The organism is Solwaraspora sp. WMMB335, from assembly GCF_049179075.1.
Taxonomy (GTDB): Bacteria; Actinomycetota; Actinomycetes; order Mycobacteriales; family Micromonosporaceae; genus Micromonospora_E.
The window spans coordinates 4446224-4471388 of sequence record NZ_JBMHMF010000001.1; the positions used below are offsets into that span (position 1 = coordinate 4446224).

Consider the following 25165-nt stretch of genomic DNA (forward strand, 5'->3'; position numbering starts at 1 on the left):
GGTGGACAGGCCGGTGGAGATCAGGATTCGCAGTGTGCTCGGGGATGCGGAGATGACGGCGATACCGCACCTCGACACGTCGTTCTCCACCGCGTCCGTGTACCAGGTCACTGCCGGCGACGACGGGTTCGTGCTGCGCGAAGTGCCGGTCTCACCACCGCTGCGCAAACGGTACGACCTGACCGAAGGGCTGACCATCGGGTCGCAGCCGTGGGACCTGTTCGCGCTGGCGGTGATCGACCGGATACCGATCGGCTTCATGGCCACCACCTACGAGCGGTGGACCGGCCGGCAGGTGCTCAACGAGCTACACGTGGCCCCGGCACACCGGCGGCGCGGGGTGGCCCGGGAACTGCTCAGCGTGGTGCGGTTCACCGCGCGGGAGAACGGTGCCCGGGAGATCTGGTTGGAGACCCAGAACGTCAACCCCGGCGCGGTACGGGCGTACCGTCGGCTGGGCTTCACCCTCACCGGCGTCGACACCACCCGCTACCTGCCGCCGTACGCCGACGAGATCGCGCTGTTCATGTCGGCGGCGGTGCCGGCGCAGCCACCGCCGGACCCGCGCGAGCGGTGAACGCCACGGCGGGCGAGAATCAGCGGATGCGGTGGGCGGTGTTCGACTCTCCGATCGGCGCGCTGTCGGTGGCCGCCGACGAGGCCGGCGTCTGCCGGGTGCACTTCGGGCGTACCGACGGGGTGGCCGGTGCCGCACCGGCGGACCCGGTGCTGGACGTGGCGCTGGCGGAGCTGCGGGCCTACTTCGCCGGGGAGTTGAGCCGGTTCACGGTGCCGCTGTCGGTGCGGCGGGGCTCGGAGTTCGAACGTGCGGTGTGGCGGCGGATGACCCGGATCCCGTACGGGCAGACCGAGACGTACGGGGCGGTCGCCGCCGCGCTCGGTGATCGGCAGGCGGCCCGGGCGGTCGGGGTGGCCTGTAACCGCAACCCGATCCCGGTGATCGTCCCTTGCCACCGGATCGTCGGCGCCGGCGGCAAGCTGGTCGGCTTCGGCGGTGGGCTGCCCCGCAAGCGGCATCTGCTGGAGTTGGAGGCCGCGGTGGCGCTGCGGCAGGCCTGGAGCTGACGGTCGCCCGGTCTGGGCGCGAGGGGACGGGTCACCGGTAGGTGGCGACCCGTCCCGCAGACAGCGCCCTCAGGTGCTCAGCGTTCGATCTTGCTGGCGATGAAGTCCTCGACGGCCTGGCGGGCGTCGTGGTCGGCGTACTGCTCCGGCGGCGACTTCATGAAGTAGGAGGAAGCCGACAGGACCGGCCCGCCGACGCCCCGGTCCAGAGCGATCTTGGCGGCCCGCAGCGCATCGATGATCACACCGGCGGAGTTGGGCGAATCCCAGACCTCCAGCTTGAGCTCGGCGTTGAGCGGGGTGTCGCCGAATGAGCGGCCCTCCAGCCGGATGTACGCCCACTTGCGGTCGTCCAGCCACGGCACGTGGTCGGACGGGCCGATGTGCACATCGCTCTTGGCCATCTCGTGCGGAACCTGGGAGGTCACCGACTGGGTCTTGGAGATCTTCTTGGAGACCAGCCGGGTGCGCTCCAGCATGTTCATGAAGTCCATGTTGCCGCCGAAGTTGAGTTGGTACGTGCGCAGCAACTCGACACCGCGGTCCTCGAACAGCTTGGCCAGGGCGCGGTGCACGATGGTCGCACCGACCTGGCTCTTGATGTCGTCACCGACGATCGGCAGGCCGGCGTCGGTGAACTTCTGCGCCCAGGCCGGGTCCGAGGCGATGAAGACCGGCAGCGCGTTGACGAACGCACAGCCGGCGTCGATGGCGGCCTGGGCGTAGTGACGGGCGGCCTGCTCGGAGCCGACGGGCAGGTAGCAGACGACCACCTCGGCACGGGCGTCGCGCAGCGCCTGGGCGATGTCGACCGGCTGCTGGTCGGACTCCTGGATGACCTCCCGGTAGTACTCGCCGACACCGTCGAGGGTGGGGCCACGCTGCACCAGCACCCCGGTGGGCGGTACGTCGCAGAAGGTGATGGTGTTGTTCTCGCTGGCGTTGATCGCCTCGGCGAGGTCCATGCCGACCTTCTTGGCGTCGACGTCGAACGCCGCGACGAACTCCACGTCCGAAACGTGGTAGTCGCCGAAGGTGACGTGCATGAGACCCGGGACGCGGTCGTTGGGGTCGGCGTTGCGGTAGTACTCCACACCCTGGACCAGGGACGAGGCGCAGTTGCCTACACCGACGATGGCGACGCGGACGGAGCCCATCGCGTTTGCCTCCTTCTTGTCTTTCACGGCCGCTCCGGCTCTTCGCTTGGCCGTCCAGGCGAAGCTTCCCTGGGCTGTCCAGGCGGAGGCGGATCGTTTCCTGCGGGATCGGGATGGCCGGTGCGTGGGGTCCGACCGGATCGCTCGTTGGCGATCAGTTCCTCCAGCCAGCGGACCTCACGCTCGCAGGCGTCGAGTCCGTGCCGCTGGAGTTCGAGGGTGTACGCGTCGAGGCGTTCCGCGGCACGACTCAGCACATCGCGGAGCCCTTCCCGGCGTTCCTCGACCTTGCGCCGCCGCCCCTCCAGAATCCGCAGCCGGGTGGCCCGGTCGGTCCGGGAGAAGAAGGCGAAGTGGACGCCGAAGCCGGTGTCCTCGAACGTCTCCGGTCCGGTCTGCGCGATCAACTCGGCGAAGCGTTCCTTGCCCTCGGCGGTGATGGTGTAGACGACCCGCCCTCGGCGACTGGTCAGAGCCGGTATCTCCGGGTCGGAGGCCGGAGTGTCGCCGGCCTGTGTGATGAGCCCGTTGGCCTGTAGCCGGCGCAGGGTCGGGTAGAGCGATCCGTAGCTGATCGCCGCCCGAATGGCACCGAGCTTGGCTACGAGCTCCTTGCGGAGTTCGTAGCCGTGCATCGGGGACTCCTGCAGCAGGCCGAGGATGGCGAGTTCCAGCACGCTTACCCCTCCTACCTGGTGGTCTGCCTGCAGTATCCGGTGCGATGTATCGGACCGATACATCGACACGGTAGACGGGATCGAGACAGCAGGCAAACAGTTCTCCGCACCGGAGAGGTGACTCTGCGTAACGACGGTCGCCAAGTTCTGCCGGGACCGCGTACGCTCGGTGCCATGCGTTCGCAGCGACAGGTCGTCGACTACTCGCTCCAGCGGCGGTCGGTGCTGCGCGAGGTCATGTCGGGCCGGGTAGGTACGTACGAGGTCTGTGACGCCTCGCCCTACCTGAAGAACGCCGCACGGTTCCACGGTGAGCCGACCGAGCAGCGGTGCCCGATCTGCCGCCAGGAGAATCTCACCCACGTGCACTACATTTACGGCGATGAGCTGAAGCAGTCCGCAGGGCAGGCGCGCAACCGGGCCGAGTTGTCCGTCCTTGCGATGACTCTGCGTGAGTTCCAGGTGTACGTCGTCGAGGTCTGCCGTCTCTGCAACTGGAACCACCTGGTGGAGCAGTTCCTGCTGGGCCGGGCCGGGCTGGCCGCCGTCGGCCCCGAGGACGAGGTCGGCGGCGATCGACTCGCGGCCTCCGCCGGCGGGCGGGGCGGCGCCGCGCCGTCCACCACCAACGTCGGAGTGCCGATGAGCAAGCGAAGGCGAGAGACCCACCGGTGAACCTGAGCGCCCGGCCGCTGCGTAGGCACCAGAGAGTGGGCAGGGCAATGTAAATGGTTAACCGGACAAGTCACGATATTTCTGATGAAGTGGCTTTCAGCTGCTGGCGTCCGTCCGGCGTCGGTAGTGGGCCAACTCACGGCAGACCGGTGGTGTCGCGCGTGCACATCACCGCAACCGGCAGGGTGTGACACATGAACTCGTACGGCGACCCCAACTCCGCCCACGGGCGTGCCTATGGATCAGGCACCGGCGGCGGATACGGATCTGAGCCGGATGACTACCGGTGGAGCCACGGTCCGGAGGACGACGACTCCGTGCCGCAGCGGCCCCGGGGCGGGCGTGCCTCCGTCAGCGGAAGCGCCTCCGTCAGCGGCGCTCCGGCCGGGCGTGCCTCGGTCGGCGGTGCCCCCGCCGGGCGTGCCTCGGTCGGTAGCGCGTCGGTGAGCGGCGGTGCCCCCGCCGGGCGTGCCAGCGTCGGCTCCGCCCGGGCACCGGGCTACGACGACCCGTACGGCACCGGCCGGTCCGCCGGCCGTGCGTCGATCAGCGGTTCCGCGCCGATCAGCGGGCCCGGTTCGGGCGCCGCCGGCCGAGCGACGGTGGGGCGGGCCAGCGTACGTCCGGTTTCGCCGGCTGACGGGTTCGGCGGTGGACCGGGTGGACCGGGTGGCCCAGGCGGCCCAGGCGGACCGGGCGGGCCCGGTGGGCCGGGACGCCGGGGCCGGGGAGGCGGCCGTAGCGACCCGGCCGCGGTCAAGAAGGCCAAGCAACGCAGGCGGATCAACCTTCTGATCGCCGCGTTCGCCGTACTCATCATGATCACCGGCGGTGCCGTCGTCGGCGTCACCTACTACTCGACCACGGTGCCGCTGCCCCAGCAACTCGAACTGCCGCTGGCCAGCACGATCTACGCCAACGACGGAACCAGCCGGATCGCCAAGCTCGGCGAGGTCAACCGGGTGTTCGTGACCGTCGATCAGATTCCGGAGTACGTACAGCGGGCGGTGGCCTCGGCCGAGGACCGCAAGTTCTACGATCACTCCGGCATCGACTACGTCGGTATCGCCCGGGCCGCCTGGAACAACTTCACCGGTGGCAGCCGGCAGGGTGCCTCGACGATCACCCAGCAGTACGCGCGTAACGCGATGGATCTGCAGGGCGTCTCCTACGCGCGCAAGGTGCGCGAGGCGGTGCTGGCGTCGAAGCTCAACGATCGGTACGAAAAGTCCGAAATTATGGGCTTCTATCTTAATACCATCTACTTCGGCCGGGGTGCCTACGGCATCGAGGCTGCCGCGCAGGCGTACTTCGGTAAGTCGGTCAGCGACCTGTCCGTCGCCGAAGGCGCGGTGATCGCGGCGGTCATCAAACAGCCGGAGCCGGACACGGTCAGCGGGCACCAGGGATACGACCCGGCGGTCAACGAGGTGGATGCCAAGGGTCGTTGGGAGTACGTGCTCGCCGGCATGGTGGAAAAGGGCTGGCTCGACCCGGCCGAGCGTCCTACGGAGTACCCAGAGGTCAAGGCGGTCGACCCGAACAGTTGCATCATCGACTGCGGGATCAACACTCCCGAAGGCAACGTCATCAACTACGTCCGGGACGAGATGGTCCAGATGGGCATCTGCACCCCGGAGAGCTGCTCCGAGGAACTCCGCAAGGGCGGTTACAAGATCACCACGACGATCGACCCGAAGATGCAGGCCGCCGCCAAGAAGGCGGCCTGGCGCCAGGCCAAGGGTTCGGCCATGGAGGGTCAACCGGAAAACCTGATGGCGGCGATGGTGGCGATCGATCCGGAGACCGGGCGGGTGCTCGCCTACTTCGGTGGCGACAACGGCACCGGGCACGACTACGCCGGGCGTAACCTGGAGAGCGGGCAGTGGACCGGCGGGCATTCGCCCGGATCGACGTTCAAGATCTATACGTTGGCGGCCGCCCTGGACAACGACATCTCGGTCGACTCGCACTGGAAGGCCAAGAACTTCAAGGTCGAAGGGACCGAGATCCAGGTCCAGAACGCCGGCCGCACCCCGCCGTGCGGCGACTGGTGCTCGCTGGAGTTCTCCACCGTCCAGTCGTACAACGTGCCCTTCTACCACGTGACCGAGCAGATCGGCGCCGACAAGGTCGTCGGGATGGCGAAGGCCGCCGGCGTCAGCATGATGTGGAACACCGCGGACAACAAGCCGTACGACCTGACTTCGGTGGATCCGAAGGAGGTCGCGCCGTCGCCGTTCTTCAACGTCGTCGGCTACGGGCAGTACCCGATAACCGTGCTGGACCACGCGAACGGCGTGGCGACCTTTGCCAACCGGGGGGTCTACAACAAGGCTCACTTCGTGGTCGGGGTCGAGCAGAAGAACCTGGTCACCGGCGAATGGGTCAAGGTCGGCGGGGAGCAGCTCAAACCCGAGCAGACGGTCCGCACCGAGGTGGTCGCCGACCTCACCGACGTGCTCACCAAGATCCCCACCGACATCGGCAAGAGCCTCAACGGTGGCCGGCCGGTCGCCGGCAAGACCGGCACGTGGGAGCTGAACGAGTCCAGCGGCGACAACGGCGACGCGTGGATGGTGGGCTACACCCCCCAGGTCGCCGCCGCGGTCTGGGTCGGCAACGTCGGTGACCGCAAGGCGATCCGCGACAAGAACGGCAACAGCATCGGTGGTGCCGGCCTGCCCGCCACCATCTGGCAGCGCTTCATGAACGAGGCGCACAAGGGCATGGACATCGAGCAGTTCCCGCCAGCCCGGGAGATCGGCAGCGTCGATGCCGGCAACGGCGCGTCGCCGGCCCCGCCGCAGCCGGAGACACCGGAGCCGGGCCGTGGCGGCATCTGTGACGGCCCGCTCGGTGACCTGCTCTGCCCCGGCGGCAACAACGGCGGTGGCAACGGCAACGGCGACGGCAACAACCGGGACAACGGAAACGGTGGTGGCCAGGACGGCGGTGGCGGCCAGGACGACGGCGACACCGACGACGATCTGAATCTGTTGCCCGGTGGTGGTGTGGGCGGCGGGTCAGGGGTCACGCCGGTGCCGGCCGCACCCGGCTGACCGACCGATCACCGGAGCCGGTCGACCGACGTACCGGGCCCGATTCATCGACATACCGAGATTTGTGTGACATGACGGCCGGCGACCAGGGCAGTTGTCCTGATCGCCGGCCGTGTCGCGGCAGCGCCCTGGTCCGACATGCCGATCCTGGGCAGACGAAAGCCCGTCCGGTACGGCAGGATTCCTGTTCATGAGCGTGCAGCCGCCGAACGATATCGATGAAGCCGAGCGGGACGGCCGGTCCGGCGACGACCAGACAGCGACGGCCGGTGCGCCGGTCGACCACCCATCCCACAGCGACGGGTTCGTCCGCGGCCTCGCCGAGGCGATCGGAGGTCCGATCGGCCGGCACGCGGCCGGCCAGGACCGGCCGGCATCGCGCAGCGGCAGGTTCTGGACCGCTGCCCGGATCGTTCTGGCGCTGATCTGTCTCAGTCTGGCGGCGCACTGGGTGCAGAAGTCGCCCTGCATGGACGGAGCCTGGCACAGCAACATCCAGTACACCCGGTTCTGCTACACCGACGTGCTCGCGCTCTACTACGCGGAAGGACTCAACGAGGGCAAGGTCCCCTACCGTGACCACCCGGTGGAGTATCCGGTGGTGACCGGCTACTTCATGGGCCTGATCGGTCTGCCGGTGCACGCCATCGGCGCGGACCGTCCGGAATTCAACCAGGCGATGTGGTTCTACAACCTGAACGCTCTGGTGCTCTGCGCGCTCGGTGTGGCCACCGTCGCGATGATCCTCGCGTTGCGCCGACGGCGACCCTGGGACGCCGCGATGTTCGCGCTCGCCCCAGCTCTGGTGCTGACCGCCACGGTCAACTGGGACATGTTGCCGATCGGCTTCGCCGCCTTCGGGTTCTACGCGTGGGCGAAGCGGCGACCGGTACTCGCCGGGGTGTTGCTGGGCATCGGCGGAGCGGCGAAACTGTGGCCACTGTTCCTGCTCGGCCCGGTGCTGGTGCTCGGCCTGCGGTCGGGCCGGGTCCGGGCCGCTGTCAGCGCGATCGTCGCCGCGGCGGTCGCCGTGGTCGTGTTGAACCTGCCGGTGTGGCTGTTCGCCCGCGACGGCTGGAGCCGCTTTTTCGAACTCAACGCCGAGCGGCCGATCGACTGGGGCACGCTGTGGTACATCGGGCGCTACCTGGATGGGAAGTGGTCCGCCGGCGTGCCCGGCGACCAGGGGCCGTTCCAGTGGCTCAGTGCCAACATTCCCACGCTCAACAACCTGTCGTACGCGTTGTTCGCCGTCGCCTGCCTGGGTGTCGCGTTGCTGGCCATGCTCGCGCCACGGCGGCCGCGGCTCGCGGCGCTCGCCTTCCTGGTGGTCGCCGCCTTCCTGATCTTCAGCAAGGTCTGGTCGCAGCAGTTCAACCTGTGGCTGCTGCCGCTGATCGTGCTCGCCCGGCCCCGCTGGGGTGCCGTCCTCGCCTGGCAGCTCGCCGAGGTCGGGTACTTCTTCGCCTTCTACGGGCAGTTGCTCGGTACGGCCACCGGCTCCCAGATCATTCCGGAAGGCGTCTTCGTGCTTGCCGCAACACTGCGTCTTGCCACCGTTGTGGCACTTTGCGTGTTCGTGATCCGCGACATCCTGCATCCGGAGCTCGATGCGGTGCGCACCAACTATCCGGACGATCCGGATGGCGGCGTGTTCGACAACGCGGCGGACACCGACTGGGCACAGCGCCTACGGGCCTGGTTCAGCGCTGGTGGCGGAGCCCGGGGCAGCGGCGGTGGTGCCACCGACCGCAGCGGCTCACAGCCGGTAGACGACGGTGTCGCCGATGTCCGCCCGCGTGATACCAAGGCCGTCAACAGGTAGATCGACAGAGGTCTGCCACGGCGTACCGAGCACCTCGTCGCGCCGGATCACCACCGTCCGTACGCCGAGCTCACGCAGGTAGCTGACGCTTGCCGGATCGGGGAAGGCCTGCACGATCTCGCGTACCTCGGCCAGCCGGCGCGGAGTGAACCCACTCCCGCCGTTGACCACCGGCTGGAACCGGGTGGTCGACCAGAGCATGACGTGCTGGTCGAGGCTCTGGCTACTGGGTAGGACGAGTATCGGTCCGTCGTCGACCCGCATGATCTGCGGTTGCTCCGGCACCACCGGATGCGGCGTGGCGTTGATCCCTTCGATCAGGACCAGCGACAGCGGCAGCAGTGTGGCCAGCCGCAGCAGCACACCGGGCCGTTCGGTGACCCGTTCCCGGGCGATGTCACCGACCCGGTGCACGACCGCGGCGACCGCGCCTGCGGCGAGGATCGCCAGCAGCAACGTTGCCCAGAGCATCATCCGGCCCGGGGTGCGGATGCCGTCCCAACCGGGCAGGTACTCGAACAGCAACCCGTATGTGTAGGTCCCGCCGAAGAACTCGGTGCCCATCGCCAGCGCCCCGCTCAGCAGCACCCCGCCGAGCAGCAACAGCCGCTGCCGCAGTGTCCAGATGGAGAAGATCAGTCCGGCCAGGGCAAGTGCGTAGAGCACGAAGCCGGGCAGCAGGGTCATCTCCGGGTGCCAGGGCAGGGTGGCCCTGGCCTCGGCGTGCAACGTGCCCCAGACCCAGGATTCGCGTGGCGCGGTGAAGAACCCGGACACCGGCGGTGAGTAGTTCTCCAGGTCGTCAATGGTGCGGGCGGCGTTGGGGTGCAGTTCGGCGACCCGGAAGTACGGCAGTGCCAGCAACACCCCGACCGCCGCGAACAGCGCTCCGCCGGCCAGGTCGGCGAGCAGCAGCACAGCGCCGAACGGCTTGCGCTGCGGCCAGAACCAGGTTCGCCGTACGACGTACATGACCAGGCTGACCAGACAGATCACGGCCAGGACGTAGATGAACGGCAGACCGATGCCGAACCCGAGGCTGATCTGCCAGGCAGCGGTCAACCAGCCGCCGAGCGCCCAGCCGATGCTGCGCCGCTGCGGCCGGTAGCCGTAGCGTAGCGACCATCCGTGTCCCCGAGCGAGCATGGCCAACGCCAGCGGGATGCCGCCGTTGGAGACGATGTGCAGGTGCCCTGCCTGGGCGAGCAGCCACGGCGTGTACGCATAGGCGGCACCGCCGACGGCGGCTGCCGTGCGTCCCGCTCCGAGCTGGCGGATCAGCGCGTACCCGCCGAGCGCGGCCAGCGCGTGGGCGAGTACGAACACGATGTTGTAACGCAGGACCGCCGCGACCGGTCCTTCACCGATCATGCCAGCCGGCGCGTAGCCGAGCAGGGTGTCGGAGAACGCGAAGCTCCATGGTTCTGGATAGAACGTGTTCGACTGCCACAACTGGGTTGGATCGGTCAGCAAGATATGGCCTGACCAGGCCATCTGCCACGCCTGCAGCGTCGGATCCCAGATGTCCTGTGGGATGGTGTACAGCGGATAGCGCAACGTCGGCCAGGTCATCACGACCGCCAGGACCACTGCGGCGGCCCCGGCCAGGGTCCACTCGTGGGTGAGGCGACGGCCGACCGCCCGCGCCGCGCGCCGCAGTCGGGTCGGCACCCGCTCCGGCTCGGGACCGAACGCCACGAACGGGTCCGTGAGCTCCCTCGTCGGCTCCGGCTCCGAGGTCTTGCCGTCCGGCTCCGAGGTCTTGCCGTCCGGCTCCGGGATGGTGGTTGGCGGCTCGGGCGGTCCGGATCGTCCGGCGGCGGTCGTGCCGTTGTCCGAGACCTGCTGCGGCTGGCTGCTGCTCATCTGGCGTTCCTGCTAGCCCAGCCGGTTCCGGAGGTAGCTGATGTCGGTGCGCTGTCCGTCGACGCCACCTGGAGTCTCGACGATGACCGGCGCGTCGGCAGCCCGGATCGCGGCCACGATCAGCTCGGGATCGATCAAGCCGTTCTGGAGGTTCTCGTGGCGGTCGCGCCCGGTGCCGAATGCATCCTTGGAACCATTGGCATGGATGAGATCGATCCGGCCGGTGATCGCTTTGACCCGATCCACGATGCCGAGCAGATCCTCGCCGGCCGCGTGGGCATGGCAGGTGTCGAGACAGAATCCGGCATCGAGCGCACCGACGACGTCCCACAACCTGGCCAGCGCGTCGAACCGGCGGGCGCAGGCGTTCTCGCCACCGGCGGTGTTCTCGATGAACACCGGCAGGGGCAGTCCGGTCTGCTCCTCGGCGAAGGCGAAGGCCTTGCGCCAGTTCTCGACGCCGAGCGCCGGATCGTCACCCTGGTTGACGTGCCCACCGTGCACGATCAGGCCCTTGGCACCGACCTCGCTGGCGGCGGTGAGGTGGCTGACCAGGAGCTTGCGACTCGGGATCCGGATGCGGTTGTTCCGCGTGGCCACGTTGATCACGTACGGGGCGTGGACGTAGACCTCGACATCGCCCGCCCGCAGCCTGGTTGCGTCGGGACGCGGCTTCGGCGCCTGCCAGCCCTGTGGATCGGACAGGAAGAACTGAACGGCGTCGGCTTGGCGGTCGGCGGCGTCGGCGAGCGGGTCGGTGGGATCGACGTGGGCTCCGATTCGCATGGGGCGAGCCTACGTGGCCTGCCTGACGACGCGAGGACGGCACGGCACGGGTGACGGCCGTCCGGGCGACGGCGCGTCACCGGCACCGGTCCGTCTCGTTGAGCCCGTAGATATCCGCATCCCGGCTGCCCAGCCGGTGCGGCACCGCGCCAGGCCCAGGGGGAGGACGTGCCGTCGCAAGTTTCGCTCGGATCCCGCTTGGCGGACTCCTGGCTGGCGGACCTGATCGGGCAGGAACAGCCAACCGGACTATTGGCTCTTCTAGCTATAATTGCAGTGATTGGCGTATCAGCAGCTGCTATCAGGGTTATTATCGTTCAACACGGGCAACGGACGCGCCACCCGTCGTGACCGGCCCGACCGACGCCGGGTGCGGCGGTGAACCGGACGCACAAGTGAACAGGCTCCGCGGGGCGTCTCATGTCCAACCTCGTCGGTGTGGTCGTTCCTCCCCAGGTCCCACCCAAAGAATGCGGACAGGACGCCCCGCGGTTCGTATCCGTCCGGCCCCACCCCGGTCGGCGGCCCGCGCGCGTGGCGGCGGCCGCCACCGGCTATCCTTGTCCGGTTGCGTTGGCGTCGGACCGTCCGACATCCCACGCGGCGACGCTGGACCTCCTGCCACGGAAGGACCGTGGCCGCCAGCCCATAGGAGGTGAGTACGTCTTGCGTCATTACGAGATCATGGTGATTCTCGACCCGAGCCTTGAGGAGCGTACGGTTGCGCCCTCGCTCGACACGTATCTGAACGTGATCCGCACCGCCGGCGGTTCAGTCGAAAAACTCGACGTCTGGGGCCGTCGCCGTCTCTCCTTCGAGATCGACAAGAAGGCAGAAGGAATTTACGCCGTCATCGACCTGCAGGCCTCCCCGGATGCCGTCGCTGAGCTGGACCGTCAGCTGCGACTCAACGAGTCGGTGCTGCGTACCAAGGTCATCCGGCCGGAGACGCGCTGACCGCGCTGCGTCAGCAGCGCGGCGCCCGGACACATCGTCGGTCCTGTCACAAGGCTCTGGCAGCCTTGGCTCGGGACAACGACCTCATGTGCGCGAGGAGATGGTCATGGCAGGAGATACCACGATTACGGTCATCGGCAACCTGACCGATGACCCTGAGTTGCGCTTCACCCCCTCCGGGGCGGCGGTCGCCAAGTTCCGGGTCGCCTCGACGCCCCGGTTCATGGACCGTGCCTCCGGCGAGTGGAAGGACGGCGAGCCGCTCTTCCTGTCCTGCACGGTCTGGCGTCAGGCGGCGGAGCACGTCGCCGAGTCACTCCAGCGGGGCACCCGGGTGATCGTCTCGGGCCGGCTGCGTCAGCGGTCGTACGAGACCCGCGAGGGTGAGAAGCGGACCGTCATCGAGTTGGAAGTGGACGAGATCGGCCCGTCGCTGCGGTACGCCACGGCGAAGGTGCAGAAGATGTCCCGCTCGGGTGGCGGCGGCTTCGGTGGTTCCGGAGGCGGCGGCAACAACCAGGGCGGCGGTTTCGACGATCCGTGGGCCACCGCGGCGCCGGCCGCAGCCTCCTCCGCCCGTTCCGGCGGCGGCAACTTCGACGACGAACCCCCGTTCTGACGTGGCGAGCAACGCCCCGCGATCCAAATCAGGAGCAAGGAAGATGGCCAAGGCTGCGGCGCTTCGCAAGCCGAAGAAGAAGGTGAACCCGCTCGACAAGGACGGGATCACCTACATCGATTACAAGGACACCGCGCTGCTGCGCAAGTTCATCTCCGACCGGGGCAAGATCCGTGCCCGCCGGGTCACCGGAGTGACCTCTCAGCAGCAGCGGCAGATCGCCCGTGCGGTCAAGAACGCCCGCGAGATGGCGCTCCTGCCGTACACCACGACGGCTCGCTGAGCGGAGGCACCCGGAATGAAGATCATTCTTACTCAGGAGGTGTCTGGGCTCGGGTCCCCAGGGGACATCATCGAGGTCAAGGACGGCTACGGCCGCAACTACCTGCTCCCACAGGGATTCGCGATCTCTTGGAGCAAGGGGGCCGAGAAGCAGGTCACCTCGATCAGGCGAGCTCGTTCCGCACGCGAGATCCGCGACCTCGGACACGCCAACGAGGTCAAGGGACAGTTGGAGGGCCTGAAGGTCACCCTGACCGCGCGGGCCGGCGAAGGCGGCCGCCTGTTCGGCTCGGTCACTGCGGCCGAAGTGGTGGACGCGGTCCGGACCGCCGGCGGTCCGGCACTTGACCGGCGACGGCTGGAGATGCCCGGCCACATCAAATCGGTCGGTTCGTACCCGGTCAAGGTGAAGCTGCACCCGGACGTCACCGCCCAGTTCAGCCTCGACGTGCTCCAGGCCAGGTAGCCCGGGACCACTGCACGTCTACCGCGGGTGGCCGCGCCGGAGATCCCGGCCAGGCCACCCGCGTTCGTACCGGCGGTCTGTCGACCGGCGGTACGTCCTACCGCAGGGTGCTGGAAACCACCACCGGATCACCGTTTCCGAGGTAGAAGATGCCGGGGTAGCCGGCGGTGGCGAAACCATGGTTGATGTTGCGCCGCAGCACCGAGTCGGTCAGCCGTAGCGTGCCGGAGCGGTCGTTGCTGACGAAGAAGATCGCGCCGCCGCCCTCCTGCGCTTCGTTGTCTTCGATGACGCTCCCGGCGACATGCACCGTGAACTGGTTGCCGTCGGCGTAGATCGCGCCGCCGCTGCCGCCGCCCGGGGTGCCGGGCTTCGCCGGGTTCGCGCCGTTGCCGACCGCGGCATTGTGGGTCAGAACGCTGTTCAACACCGTCCACGAGACTCCGATGCTGCTCAGCGCGCCGCCGTTGGCGCACACCCCGCCGTCGCCGGCCGCGCCACCGAAGGTGCTGTCGACCACGTAGACCGGCTGATCACGCCACTGATCGAGCACTCGGATCGCGGCACCGCCCAGGTCGGCACCGGTCCGGTCGCAGCGATTGCGGACGAACGTGGACTTCACTACCCGGAACTGTCCACCTCGGACGAAAATCGCGCCGCCACCGCCGCCGTCGACCGCCTCCCCGGTCGCGTCGCCGTCGGCGAAGGTGATGTTCTGCACCACCAGCTCCGGATGATCCTGGTCGTTGCAGTGCGAAGTGGTCCAACCCTGCGCCTCGTCACAGGTGTTCATGTAGAGGATCCGGCGCGCGCCACCGCCGCTGAGCGTCACCTTGCCGCCGCCGTCGAGCACCACCTGCCGGCTTGCCGCATTGCGGACCTTCGCGGTACGCGTCATCGTGATGGTGATCGGGTCCGGACCACAGGAGAAGGTGATGATTCCGCCAGCGGCGACCGCTGCGACCACGGCGTCGGACGTACAACTGGCGGGTGTGCCGTCGCCGACGGTCCGGGTCGGCCGGCTCGTGTCGACCGCCGCCGCACCGGCCGGCACCGCTGCCCCACCGGCCGGGTTGCCGGCCGCCGGGCCCGCTGCCTGAGGTCTGGGCGAGCCGCCCGGCGCTGTCGGGCTCGAACCCGGGGCCGTGCCCAATCCGGCGACACCCGACGGGTCCGCCGCGGGGCCCGGGGCTGCTGCCGCCGCAGACGTGGTCGGCTCAGCGGTGGCCACGCCGGGGGCGTCGGGCGCTGCCGCGCCGCCGCACCCGGCCAGCATGGAGCCGAGCACCGCAATGGTTACCAACCGCAGAATGGTCGGCTGTCTGATCCGCACCGACCGATCCTAGACGAGTAGTTCCGAAGTTCGGTCAGTGGTCGTAGGCGATCAGTGACCGGGTGACGGGTGCGCCGGTCTTGTTGTTGTGCCAGATCGCGGCGGCCATCGCGAGGAGGCGTTGAGCGACGCGTACGGCGACACCGGTGAAGGTCCGGCCGCCGTGTTGTTCAAGGTCGAGTTGGCCTTTGAGGGTGTCGTTGACCGACTCGATCAGCTGGCGGACCTTCTTGAGCAGCGGTTCGCCGTGGCGGGTCTTCTCCTTCTTGCGGGACGGGCGTAGCAGGGTGATGCCCTGGTCGGCGAGGTTCCGCTCGAAGGGTCCGGACGCGAAGCCCTTGTCGCTGATCAGCAGGATGCCGTCGTGTTCGGCGACGACACCGGCCTCGACCTCCAGCATCGCGGTGAGGACCTCCCGCTCGCCGAGCTTCGGGTTGGCCAAAGCCCACAGGATCGGCATCCCGGTCGGGGTGCAGACCAGGTACAGGCGCAGTCCCCAGAAGAACCGGGAGTGGGAGGCGCAGTAGCCGTATCCGGCCCAGCCGGCCAGGTCCGAGCGTTGCACGGTGGGGCGGGACATGCCGCACGGCACCGGGGTAGAGTCGACGATCCAGTGGTTGTCGAACCAGAAGTCACTGTCGCGGGCCAGGGCCCGGATCGTCTTCTTGATCAGTGGTAGCGCGGCGCGGAGCCGTTTGTTGTAGCCGGGTCGTTGTGGCAGGTAGGGAAACCAGGGGCGTAGGTGGATGCGGGCGTAGCGGATCCAGTGGGCTTCCGAGCGGGCGCCGAGCAGGACCTGCGCCACGGCCAGGCACACCAGCTCCGAGTCGGTCAGCAGCGGTGGTCTGCCGCGCCACCGGGGCGTGCGGATGGTGTCGTCGATCTTGACGTACAGTGCGGTCAGGAGGGTGTCCAGGTCTTGCGTCACAACACGATCTTGGACACCCTCTCTTCACGCCCGGACATCGACCCCTGACATCGGAACTACTCGTCTAGGAGCCGTCGTGTGCCGCAGGCCAGGACAGCTGGTCGCGGATCCGCTCGACGCCCGGCATCGCCGGGTCATCCGATCGGCTGCCCGGTGATCGCGCTGGCCAGTACCGTCGACATCCCACCGCCGATGACGGCCGCCGCGAGCCCGACACTGGCTGCTCGCCAGGTCCCGCTGACCCAGCGAATCAACGCGGCCAGGACCAGCGAGATCATCAGCGCGTAGGCGAACTGCGGTGCGGCGGTCAGCAGTGAGTTGATCGCCTGGGTGCGAGCCGAGAGACAGTCGCCGTCCAAGCCGGGCACGCAGTCGGCGTTGGCCGGGGTCCCGTCAAGCGTCAGGCTCCAGATCAGGAACGCGACCACCGGTACGGCGTACCAGGCGGCCGTGTAGAGCAGCGACGACAGGTATCCGCCCTGGTCCGCGTCGATCAGTTCGTCGTCGATGCGGTACGTCAGCCGTCGCTGCGACGGCAGTTGGTAGCTGGGGCGGGGGCGCTGCTCGGGCAAGGCCCGCGACCGTGGAGCGCTAGGCAGGGCGACGGCCGGCGAACGGGGTGCCGACGCCGGTGCCTCGACCCAGCGCGGATCGTCTGCGGCAAGTCGGGTGCCGGACCAGAAAGTGCCTTCCCTGCCGGGCACGGCCTGCGGCCAGGGGTCAACCGCCGGCGACTGCCCGTCGAAACCGGCTTCCTGCGCGGCGCGCCGTTTCCGGGCGCCGATCCGGCTGCCGGGCGGCCAACTCGCCGGATCGTCACCGCGGTGCCATTCGGTCGTGTAGTCGTCGGCACCGCGCCAGCCCTCGGCCAGGTTCGGGTCGCCACGCCAGTCGCTGGGATCGTTCCGGACCAGATCGCCTCGACCGCGGCCGTCGCCGCGGGCCAAGCCGTCGCGGCGAATCACGCTGTCGGCAGGCGGACCCTGGTGCGCTGGTCCAGGGCCAGCGCCGATCGCCCGCGGACCGTCCGACCAGCTGTCCGGACGCTCAGCGGCCGTACGGCGCCGGGACTGCGCCCGGCGGGACCCCGCCCGGCGGGTCGACGGCGGTGACCAGTCGCTGACGTCGCCGGTGGCCGATGACCATCGGGCGCTGCCGGCGGCGTCGGTGGTCCGTGACCATTGGCCGGTGTTGTCACTCGCCGCGGACCATGTGCCGGTGTCGTCCGTCGGCTGTGACCACCCGGTGGTGTCATCGGGTCGTCGGGACCATCCGGTGGTGTCATCGGATCGTGGCGACCACCGGTCGCGGCGATCCGATGGAGCCGACCACTCAGTGGTGTGGCTGCTGTCGCGCGTCCACTGAGCCGATGATTCGGTTTCACGTCGGTCGGGGTCCGGCCGCCAGGGTTCGATATCCGTGTTGCGCCGTCGCCGGCCAGCGACCCGACTCGAATCGGCCCGCCGGCCGGCGTCGCGCGCAGGCGACGGCGAATTCGCTCTGGTCGACCAGCCCTGGTCGGCGGCGGACGGGTCGGCGGCCGGCCCGTCCGACCAGATCGCCTCCGGGTTCGGGGCCACCGGTGGCAGGTCTCGCTGCCAGCCACCGCGATCGCCGGAAGCGGGACTGTCCGTTGTCGGCTCGGCCGGGGCGCCGCGCCGTCCCCGACCCGCGCGCCGGCTGTCGGACCGCCTGGGCGACGGCCAGTCACCAGCGGCTGAATCGGTGGCCGAGGCCGCAGGTAGTTCGTAGCCGTGCGACCTGCGCCGACTGCGGACTGGCTCGTCCGGGATCTGCCATGAGCTGTCCCGGTGCCGGCCGCCGCCACTGGTCGGGGCGGCCGGTAGCGCCCGCCGGCTCGGCTCGCCCGGTGGGGACTCGTCCGGTCGCCGGTCGGTGGACCCCGGCCAGCCGCTGGTCTCGGACCAGCGGCTGGTTCCAGACCAGCTCTCGGTTTCCGGTTGGCGGCGCCGGCCGCGTCGCGGCGACTCCCCCGGCTCGCCCCGTCCGGCGTACCTTTCACCCGACTCGGTATACCTTGCGTGACGGGGTGGCTTTTCTGAGTCATCTTCGGTGGCATCGCCGGGCCAGCGGGTGGCTTGGTGCCACTCGCGGGGAGGGCCGTCGCCGTACTCCCAGTCCCGGTAGTCCACCGCCGGAGCCTCGCTCCTTCACTGTCGAGCCGTCATCGGCCACGCCGGCGCGAATCAGCTACCGCGATAGTAGCCGGTAGGCCGCCCAGCAGCCTGGCAGAGATTTTTGTCCACCGGGTGTGGATGATGAAACACCAGTTCAGGTGGCCTACGGTGGCGTCGCCATCGAGTTTTCCACAGCCTGTGCACAACCTTGTGCACAGGCTGTGGCGCGCTATCCACAACTTGTCCCTAGGTTCATCCACCCTTGCGTTTGAGTCTGTCCACCGGCAGTCCGTATCGTTTCGCCAGTCCTCCCGCAGCGATGCGACCTCCCCCAGTCGCCCCTGGCAAGCGGCGAGGGATGGCGGTTGGGACCCGACTGTCGTACCGAGGCAGTTCACTGTTCGGCAGGGCGTTAGGAAGGGGGTGCCGGATGTCCATCACCGAGGATCTGCCGGCCGACGTCCGGCCGACGCGTCCGGCCGGCCCACCCGGCCCACCATCCGGCCCACCCGGCCCGCCACCCGGCGGCGGCCAGTTCGACCGCACTCCGCCACAGGACATCGCCGCCGAGCAGTGTGTTCTCGGTGGCATGCTGCTGTCCAAGGACGCGATCGCGGACGTGGTCGAGATCCTCAAGCCCAACGACTTCTACCGGCCGATCCACGCGACGATCTTCGACGCCGTGCTGGACCTGTACGGTCGGGGTGAGCCGGCCGATCCGATCACGGTCGCCGCAGCCCTGGCCGACTCGGGCGACATCGGTCGCGTCGGTGGTGCTCCGTACCTGCACACCCTGATCGCCAGCGTGCCGACCGCCGCCAACGCCGCCTACTACGCCCGGATCGTCGCCGAGCGCGCCGTACTCCGACGGCTGGTCGAGGCCGGGACCCGGATCGTCCAGCTCGGCTACGGGTCGGCCGCGGGCAGCGGCCGCGACGTCGACGACGTCGTGGACCTGGCCCAGCAGGCGGTGTACGACGTCACCGAGCGGCGGGTCAGTGAAGACTTCGCCGTGCTCGCCGACATGCTGCAGCCGACCCTCGACGAGATCGAGGCAGTCGGTGCCCAGGCCGGCGTGATGACCGGCGTACCGACCGGCTTCACCGACCTCGACCGGCTGCTGAACGGCCTGCACCCGGGCCAGTTGATCATCGTCGCCGGCCGTCCGGGCCTGGGCAAGGCGCTGGCTCTCGACACACCTCTGCCCACACCGACCGGTTGGACCACGATGGGTGCCGTCGTCGCCGGTGATCAGCTCATCGGAGCCGACGGTCGCCCGACGGCCGTGGTCCGCACCTCGGAAGTGCTGCTCGGCAGCCGGTGTTTTGAGTTGGAGTTCTCCGACGGATCGACGATCGTCGCCGACGGCGATCATCTGTGGCAGGTGACGCATCGGCCGGCCGCAGTGACCCCGAGCCCGTCGACGATGGCCATGGCCGGTGCGGTTGCCCGGGCAACCGCCGGCCCGGCAGATGCGCCGACTCGGGCGGCGACGACGGAGGTGACGACCACCGCCCGGCTGGCCGACATGCTCAACAGCCTGGCCGACCGGCCGTCCACCATCGCGGTGGCGAACTGCCGGCCCTTGGAACTGCCCGACCAGGACGCGGTGCCGGTGCCGCCGTACGAACTGGGTGTTCAGCTCGCGGGCGGGGATCCGGCCGCGGACGGGGGCACCGACGACCGGCAGATCCCCGATCCATACCTGCGCGGGTCCCAGCGCCAGCGTCGTGCACTGCTGGCCGGCCTGCTCGATACCGCCGGCACGGTGAGTCCGGGCGGTCTCGTCGAATACCGGTCGACGTCCCGCCGGCTCGCCGATGGCGTCCGGGAGCTGGTGGTCAGCCTCGGTCACCACTGCACCCTGTCGGCGGCCAGCGTGCATGGCCGGACGACCACTCCGCCCACCGTCTACACGGTTACGTTCGATCCCGCCGAGGATGTCTTCCTCGCGGCGGCGCCGGCCGCCGTGGGCTCGCGCTACCAGGCGTGGCCCGACCGTTCCGGAGCTGCCCAGCGGTACGTCACCGCGGTCCGGCCGGTGCCCAGCGTCGCGGTCAAGTGCGTCACGGTGGACAACGACGATCATCTCTACCTCGCCGGTCGGTCGATGATCCCGACACACAACTCCACCGCCTCGATGGATTTCGCCCGCAACGCGGCGATCCGGCACGGCTGCGCCAGCGCGATCTTCTCGCTGGAGATGAGCAAGGTCGAGATCGTCATGCGACTGCTGTCGGCCGAGGCCAAGGTGCCACTGCACGTGCTGCGCTCGGGCCAGCTGTCCGACGACGACTGGACCAAGCTCGCCCGGCGGATGGGTGAGATCAGTGAGGCTCCGCTGTTCGTCGACGACACGCCCAACATGAACCTGATGGAGATCCGGGCCAAAGCGCGCCGGTTGCGTCAGCGGCACGACCTCAAGATGATCGTCGTCGACTACCTGCAGTTGATGACGTCGCCGAAACGCACCGAAAGTCGTCAGCAGGAAGTAGCGGACCTGTCTCGTGGGCTGAAGCTGCTGGCCAAGGAGGTGGAGTGTCCGGTCATCGCGGTCAGCCAGCTCAACCGTGGTCCGGAACAGCGCACCGACAAGCGACCGCAGCTGTCCGACCTGCGGGAATCCGGCTGTCTGACGGCGCAGACCCGGCTGATCCGCGCCGGTGACAACTCGGAGATCACCCTCGGCGAGTTGCACGCCACCGAGGCGAGGAACGTTCCGGTCTGGGCTCTTGACGAGAGCCTGCGGTACCGCCCACACACCCTGACCCACGTCTTCCCGAGCGGCCGGCGCACGGTCCACCGGTTGACGCTGGCTTCCGGCAAGCAGATCGACGCCACGGCGAACCATCCCTTCCTCACCGTCGCCGGCTGGGTGCCACTGGGTGAGCTGGCACCCGGTGCCCGGCTCGCGGTGCCGCGACACCTGCCGCCGCCGTTGGACGTACGGCCATGGGACGACGCGCAGCTAGCGCTGCTTGCCCGTTTGTTGGGCGGCGGTGCGTGGCCTGGTGGCGCCGCCGGCGGAAGGGCAATTCCCCAGCGGGTCTTCGGCCTGCCCAAGACGCAGGTGACGATCTTCCTGCGGCACTTGTGGGCGGTCGGCGGATCGGTGCGGATCGCCGAGTCGGGCGACCGGGGTCGGATCACCTTCGGGTCAACCAGCCGGCGCCTGATCGAGGACGTCTCTCGGTTGCTGCTGCGGTACGGCATCACCGTTCGCCTGCGAGTCGGTCCGAAGGCGTACGAGTCGGCTCCGCGGGCTGCCCGAGGGGCGCGATCTGTGGCCGCCGGGGCACGGCCGGAGTACGCGCTGGAGATATCCGGACGCGACGATCAGCTCCGGTTCCTGCGTGAGATCGGCGGATTCGGGGAGCCGGCCGTCGGCTGTGCGCGACTGCTCGCGGCCCTGGCCGGCGTACCGGGCGGGGGCAGCGGAGCCCAGGTGCCGCCACACGTCTGGACCGATGTCCGCCAGATTCTCGCCGGAGACGTTGCCACCGCCGGCCGGACCACCGCCGGCCGGACCACCGTTGCCGCCGGCAGGCGTGCCGTGACCAGCTCCCGGCTCGCCGAGATCGCTGCCGTGCTCGACGTCGCCGGCCTCGATTTGCACGCCACGAACGATGTCAGCTGGGACGAGATCGTCGCCATCGAACCGCTCGGCGAACAGGACGTCTTCGACGCCACAGTGCTCGGCACGCACAACTTCATCGCCAACGGCATCGCCACGCACAACTCCATCGAGCAGGACGCCGACGTGGTGATCCTGCTGCACCGCGACGACTACTACGACAAGGAGTCCCCCAGGGCGGGAGAAGCGGACTTCATCGTCGCGAAGCACCGGAACGGGCCGACCGACACGGTCACCGTTGCCGCGCAACTCCACCTCTCCCGCTTCGTCGACATGGCGATCTAGCCGATCTACCAGTGCTGGGCGGGTGCCGGACGGGGCACCCGGGCCGGCATGCCGCCGGATTGGCGGGAGCTCAGTCGAAAAGCTGGTTGAGAAAGCTCTTGTGCCGCTTGTGCCGGTAATGCCCGTGGTAGCCATGGTGACCGTACACCGGTGCCGGCGGTGGGTAGACCGGTGCCTGCGGGTAACCAGGCTGGTGGGGCGCGGGCGGCGGGGGCGGCGGTGGTGGGTAGCCGCTGGCGGGCGGAACCACCGGTGGGCGTCCGGGCTGGCCGCCCTGGCTGCCGTTGAACGCCGCTTCGGCGTCGAGGAGACGCTCCAACTCGCCACGGTCGAGGAAGATGCCCCGACACTCGGTGCACTGGTCGACGGTGACCCCACTGCGCTCGTACTGCCGCATCGCGCCGTGGCATTTTGGACAGGTCATCTGCATGATTCGACGGTACCGGGTCCGGTCATCGCCTGCCGACAGGTGGCGCTGCGGCGACGTCAGCCGACCGGCAGCGCGGCGACCTCGTCGTCGGAGACCTGGTGGAAGTCCAGGTAGTACTGGCCGACGGCGCGGAAGTCATCAGGGCGCAGCGGGCAGACGATCTCGTCGACGGCGTTGCGCAGGGCAGCGACTGCCTCGGGCGAGCCGACCGGTGCGGCCAGCACCACCCGTCCGGCCCCGAGCTTACGACTGACGGCCACTGCGGCGCGTGCCGTCGCCCCGGTGGCCAAGCCGTCGTCGACCAGCACCGCAGTCCGTCCACTGAGTTCCAGCGGTGGCCGGACACCGCGGAACGTCCCCTCGCGGCGGCGCAGCTCGGCGGTTTCCGCCGCGGTCACCTGCGCGATCTGATCAGCATCGAGCCGGTCGGCGACCTCCGGGTTCAACACCCGTACCCCGCCCGGACCGATCGCGCCGAAGGCGATCTCGGGTGCCGAGGGCATCCCGAGCTTGCGGATGACCAGCACGTCGTACGGCACACCGAGTCGCTGCGCGATGACTGCGGCCACCGGTGCGCCACCCCGTAGCAGCCCGAGAACGGTGACGTCGGGCCGCCCGGACAGGTGTGCCAGCTCCCGGGCGAGTTCCTCGCCGGCATCGCTGCGATCGCGGTACGCCATGCTTCTAGGTGTACGCCGGATTCGGCTCGCCCGCCTGCGGTAGCCGCAATCTACCGCGTCAGCAACTCGGCCAGCCGGTAGCCGCCCGCTGCCATCGCCAATCCGAGAAGCAGCGTGCCTGCGGCGTAACCCGCCGCCAGCCATCGGTCGCGCCGGGCACCCGCGCCGCGCTGCACCACCTCGTACGCGAAGGTCGAGTAGGTGGTGAGCGCACCGCAGAAACCGGTGCCGAGCAACCTGGCGATCCATCCGCCAGCGGCCAGACCCGCACCGGCGACCAGCCCGAGCAGCAGGCTGCCGGTCAGGTTGACCAGGAACGTCCCCCAGGAGCCGGGCCGACCGAGACCGACCGCGATCCGGTCGGCCAGGTAGCGCAGCACGGCACCGACGGCACCGCCGAGCATGACCAGCAGCAACGCCGTCATGCCCGCGCCGCCAGCCGGATCGCCACCGGTCGGGCGAAGGCCCTGCCCAGCCAGACAGCCGACAGCGCACCGACGAGGGTGCCGGCGGCGTACCCACTGGCCAGCCAGGGTCGCCCGGCGGCGAGCAGGTCCCGCACCTCCAGCGACTGGATCGAGAAGGTGGTGAACCCGCCGAGTACGCCGGCACCGAGAAACGGCCGGAGCAGCCGGTGCGGCCGGGGATGCGTGGTGACCAGTTGCATCAGAAAGCCGATCAGGAAGCAGCCGGCGAGGTTGGTGACCAGGGTCGACCAGGGGACGCTGCCGGGCGTGGCCGGCCAGGCGGTGGCCAGACCGTAGCGGGCGAGGGCACCCAGCGCACCACCACCGGCCACCGCTGCCAGCAGGGCGGGCGTGACGGACCCGGTCGGAATCACGCCGGTCTCCCCGAGGTCTGCTCCGCCCGGATCAGCGCGGGGGCCCAGCTCAGCAGCGCGATGGGATAGAGCAGGTAGCCGAACCTGGTGGCGGGCATCAGCATGATCGCGATCAGTAGGCCGACCCCGCAGACGGCGGCGGCACTGGCCGCGGTGCGGGGCGGGTGCCGGATGAGCCAACCGGCGATGGCGAGCCCGGCGAGCAGGAGCAGCGCACCGGCTACCGCCCGTCCGCCTGGCAGCCAGGTGGCGATGAGCTGTCCAGGCAGCGGCGAGGCGGCCGGCGACGACACAAGGCCGGCACCGAGCGGAAAACCCAGCACGTTGTGCACCAGCGCGGTAGCGTCGAGCGCCGCTGCGGGAAGCAACGCCAGGATCGGCAGGCCGAGGCCGCCGGTGGCGAACTGGAGCAGCGACCGGCGGGTCGCGGCATGGATGAGCAGCACCGCGAGGATCGGCCAGGCGAACAGCTTCAGCGCGGCCGCGGCGCCGACCGCCGCACCGGCACCGGCGTAGCGGCGGGCCGCGCACAGCGCCAGCGCGAGCAGGGCCAGGGCGAGGACCGGCAGATCGTCGCCGCCGGTGCTCAGGGTCAGGGCGCAGACCGGTAGGACGCTGCTGAGCTGCGCGGCCCGGACCAGCGCCGCGTCACCTGTCGAATCATCCGCGGTGTTGGCCGCCGCCTCGGATGTGGTCCCGCCGGCCGGGCGAATCAGCCGATGGACGATGACCAGCGCCACGGCGGTGGCGGCGACGGTGACGGCGGCGAACCAGATCCGAGCGTCGGTCCACCAGACGGTGCCGGCGAGTGCCCGGGGAATCCCGAAGACCACCATCCCGGGCTGGTACGGCAGGTAGCCGAGTAGCTGCTCGCCGGCCGGCAGCGCGGCGATCTGCTGCTCGGACAGGTACGGGCTACCGGTGGCGAGCAGCCGTGCACCACCGTCCTCGACGACGAGCACTTCCTCCTGCGCCCGGTCGGTGCGCCCGGCGGCCCGCTCGGCGGCCTGGACGACCAGCGGTACGGCGACCGTCGCCGTCCAGGTGAGTCCGGTCAGCCAGGCCCGTGTGGCCAGACCGGTGAGCGCCGCCACCAGCGGCCCGGAACGCTTGGCCACCACCACATGACGGCGGGTGAGCGGACGACGCAGGGCGAGCTGGGCGAGCACGGCGAGGCTGGCGACGGCGTAGCCGACCGTCGCGACCGTTCCCCAGGCACGGTGCGCGACCAGGGTGGAGGTGGCCGCGGTGAGCCCGGCGAAGCCGGCCGAGAACAGATACAGGCCGAGATCGCCGATCAGTCCGCCCGCGGCATCGTGGATCCGCTTGACGCGGTGGCGGACTGTGCTGCTGGCCGCCGCGACGCTCACAGCGGCAAGTCTCGCAAATAGTCGGGGTCGGCGTGACGCGGTGGGTCACCGGCTCTGGCACGACCTGC

At 69.4% G+C, this 25165-nt stretch carries 22 protein-coding genes; 10 read left to right on the top strand and 12 right to left on the bottom strand.

All coding sequences use genetic code 11. The annotated features are described in order from the left end of the window. Position 1 precedes the first annotated feature (1 nt). On the top strand, positions 2-577 hold the full coding sequence (locus tag ACN27F_RS19200) for a GNAT family N-acetyltransferase (protein ID WP_421435285.1): 576 nt from the start codon (positions 2-4) through the stop codon (positions 575-577). Positions 578-603: 26 nt separating this feature from the next. Then, positions 604-1086: a methylated-DNA--[protein]-cysteine S-methyltransferase gene (locus ACN27F_RS19205; protein ID WP_421435288.1), complete on the top strand. Its 483-nt coding sequence runs from the start codon at positions 604-606 to the stop codon at positions 1084-1086. 77 nt (positions 1087-1163) lie between these two features. Here the strand turns inward: ACN27F_RS19205 and ACN27F_RS19210 are convergent, their stop codons facing one another. Continuing rightward, positions 1164-2243 (bottom strand): inositol-3-phosphate synthase, encoded by a 1080-nt coding sequence (locus ACN27F_RS19210; RefSeq protein ID WP_421435291.1) that lies wholly within the window; start codon positions 2241-2243, stop codon positions 1164-1166. A gap of 23 nt (positions 2244-2266) precedes the next feature. Then, on the bottom strand, positions 2267-2920 hold the full coding sequence (locus tag ACN27F_RS19215; RefSeq protein WP_421435294.1) for a PadR family transcriptional regulator: 654 nt from the start codon (positions 2918-2920) through the stop codon (positions 2267-2269). 174 nt (positions 2921-3094) lie between these two features. On the opposite strand from ACN27F_RS19215, the gene ACN27F_RS19220 reads away from it, so the two are divergent. The 3 genes from ACN27F_RS19220 to ACN27F_RS19230 all read left to right on the top strand — a co-directional run bounded on the left by ACN27F_RS19220 (position 3095) and on the right by ACN27F_RS19230 (position 8482). Then, positions 3095-3595 (top strand): DUF5318 domain-containing protein, encoded by a 501-nt coding sequence (locus ACN27F_RS19220; protein ID WP_421435297.1) that lies wholly within the window; start codon positions 3095-3097, stop codon positions 3593-3595. Positions 3596-3789: 194 nt separating this feature from the next. Beyond that, positions 3790-6657, top strand: coding sequence for a transglycosylase domain-containing protein (locus ACN27F_RS19225; protein WP_421435300.1), 2868 nt, complete (start codon positions 3790-3792; stop codon positions 6655-6657). Positions 6658-6847: 190 nt separating this feature from the next. Then, entirely contained in the window at positions 6848-8482 is a 1635-nt protein-coding gene (locus tag ACN27F_RS19230; protein WP_421435302.1) for a glycosyltransferase family 87 protein, read from the top strand. Here ACN27F_RS19230 and ACN27F_RS19235 read toward each other — a convergent pair. Further along, positions 8417-10348: a hypothetical protein gene (locus ACN27F_RS19235; RefSeq protein ID WP_421435304.1), complete on the bottom strand. Its 1932-nt coding sequence runs from the start codon at positions 10346-10348 to the stop codon at positions 8417-8419. The genes ACN27F_RS19230 and ACN27F_RS19235 overlap by 66 nt on opposite strands. A gap of 12 nt (positions 10349-10360) precedes the next feature. Further along, positions 10361-11134, bottom strand: a complete 774-nt coding sequence (locus tag ACN27F_RS19240; protein ID WP_421435306.1) for a deoxyribonuclease IV — start codon at positions 11132-11134, stop codon at positions 10361-10363. A gap of 666 nt (positions 11135-11800) precedes the next feature. Here ACN27F_RS19240 and rpsF point away from each other — a divergent pair. The 4 genes from rpsF to rplI all read left to right on the top strand — a co-directional run bounded on the left by rpsF (position 11801) and on the right by rplI (position 13458). After that, positions 11801-12091 (top strand): 30S ribosomal protein S6, encoded by a 291-nt coding sequence (rpsF, locus tag ACN27F_RS19245; protein ID WP_421435308.1) that lies wholly within the window; start codon positions 11801-11803, stop codon positions 12089-12091. An 88-nt stretch (positions 12092-12179) separates the two neighbouring features. Further along, on the top strand, positions 12180-12710 hold the full coding sequence (locus ACN27F_RS19250) for a single-stranded DNA-binding protein (RefSeq protein WP_421435309.1): 531 nt from the start codon (positions 12180-12182) through the stop codon (positions 12708-12710). Between the two features lie 43 nt (positions 12711-12753). Beyond that, positions 12754-12993 (top strand): 30S ribosomal protein S18, encoded by a 240-nt coding sequence (rpsR, locus tag ACN27F_RS19255; protein ID WP_091551811.1) that lies wholly within the window; start codon positions 12754-12756, stop codon positions 12991-12993. A gap of 15 nt (positions 12994-13008) precedes the next feature. After that, positions 13009-13458, top strand: a complete 450-nt coding sequence (gene rplI / locus ACN27F_RS19260) for a 50S ribosomal protein L9 (RefSeq protein ID WP_421435312.1) — start codon at positions 13009-13011, stop codon at positions 13456-13458. A gap of 97 nt (positions 13459-13555) precedes the next feature. Here rplI and ACN27F_RS19265 read toward each other — a convergent pair whose 3' ends face one another. The 3 genes from ACN27F_RS19265 to ACN27F_RS19275 all read right to left on the bottom strand — a co-directional run bounded on the left by ACN27F_RS19265 (position 13556) and on the right by ACN27F_RS19275 (position 16684). Continuing rightward, positions 13556-14734, bottom strand: a complete 1179-nt coding sequence (locus tag ACN27F_RS19265) for a hypothetical protein (protein ID WP_421440314.1) — start codon at positions 14732-14734, stop codon at positions 13556-13558. 91 nt (positions 14735-14825) lie between these two features. Further along, on the bottom strand, positions 14826-15719 hold the full coding sequence (locus ACN27F_RS19270) for an IS982 family transposase (protein ID WP_421432554.1): 894 nt from the start codon (positions 15717-15719) through the stop codon (positions 14826-14828). Positions 15720-15853: 134 nt separating this feature from the next. Beyond that, complete coding sequence (locus ACN27F_RS19275; protein ID WP_421435314.1) at positions 15854-16684, bottom strand: hypothetical protein; 831 nt, start codon at positions 16682-16684, stop codon at positions 15854-15856. Positions 16685-18287: 1603 nt separating this feature from the next. Here ACN27F_RS19275 and dnaB point away from each other — a divergent pair. Beyond that, positions 18288-21776: a replicative DNA helicase gene (dnaB, locus tag ACN27F_RS19280; protein WP_421435316.1), complete on the top strand. Its 3489-nt coding sequence runs from the start codon at positions 18288-18290 to the stop codon at positions 21774-21776. A 70-nt stretch (positions 21777-21846) separates the two neighbouring features. Here the strand turns inward: dnaB and ACN27F_RS19285 are convergent, their stop codons facing one another. The 5 genes from ACN27F_RS19285 to ACN27F_RS19305 are packed head-to-tail and all read right to left on the bottom strand — an operon-like array spanning position 21847 to position 25097. Beyond that, a complete protein-coding gene (locus tag ACN27F_RS19285) occupies positions 21847-22209 on the bottom strand; it encodes a zf-TFIIB domain-containing protein (RefSeq protein ID WP_421440316.1) in 363 nt (120 codons plus the stop codon). A 53-nt stretch (positions 22210-22262) separates the two neighbouring features. Continuing rightward, a complete protein-coding gene (locus tag ACN27F_RS19290) occupies positions 22263-22886 on the bottom strand; it encodes a phosphoribosyltransferase (protein ID WP_421435319.1) in 624 nt (207 codons plus the stop codon). Positions 22887-22936: 50 nt separating this feature from the next. Beyond that, positions 22937-23311 carry a fluoride efflux transporter FluC gene (locus ACN27F_RS19295; RefSeq protein WP_421435322.1) on the bottom strand — a complete coding sequence of 125 codons (375 nt, stop codon included), beginning with the start codon at positions 23309-23311 and terminating at the stop codon, positions 22937-22939. Next, on the bottom strand, positions 23308-23727 hold the full coding sequence (locus ACN27F_RS19300) for a fluoride efflux transporter FluC (RefSeq protein WP_421435324.1): 420 nt from the start codon (positions 23725-23727) through the stop codon (positions 23308-23310). Before ACN27F_RS19300 ends, ACN27F_RS19295 begins: the two co-directional genes overlap by 4 nt. Then, complete coding sequence (locus ACN27F_RS19305; RefSeq protein ID WP_421435327.1) at positions 23724-25097, bottom strand: glycosyltransferase 87 family protein; 1374 nt, start codon at positions 25095-25097, stop codon at positions 23724-23726. The genes ACN27F_RS19300 and ACN27F_RS19305 overlap by 4 nt, the downstream gene beginning before the upstream one ends. Between the last annotated feature and the right edge of the window lie 68 nt (positions 25098-25165).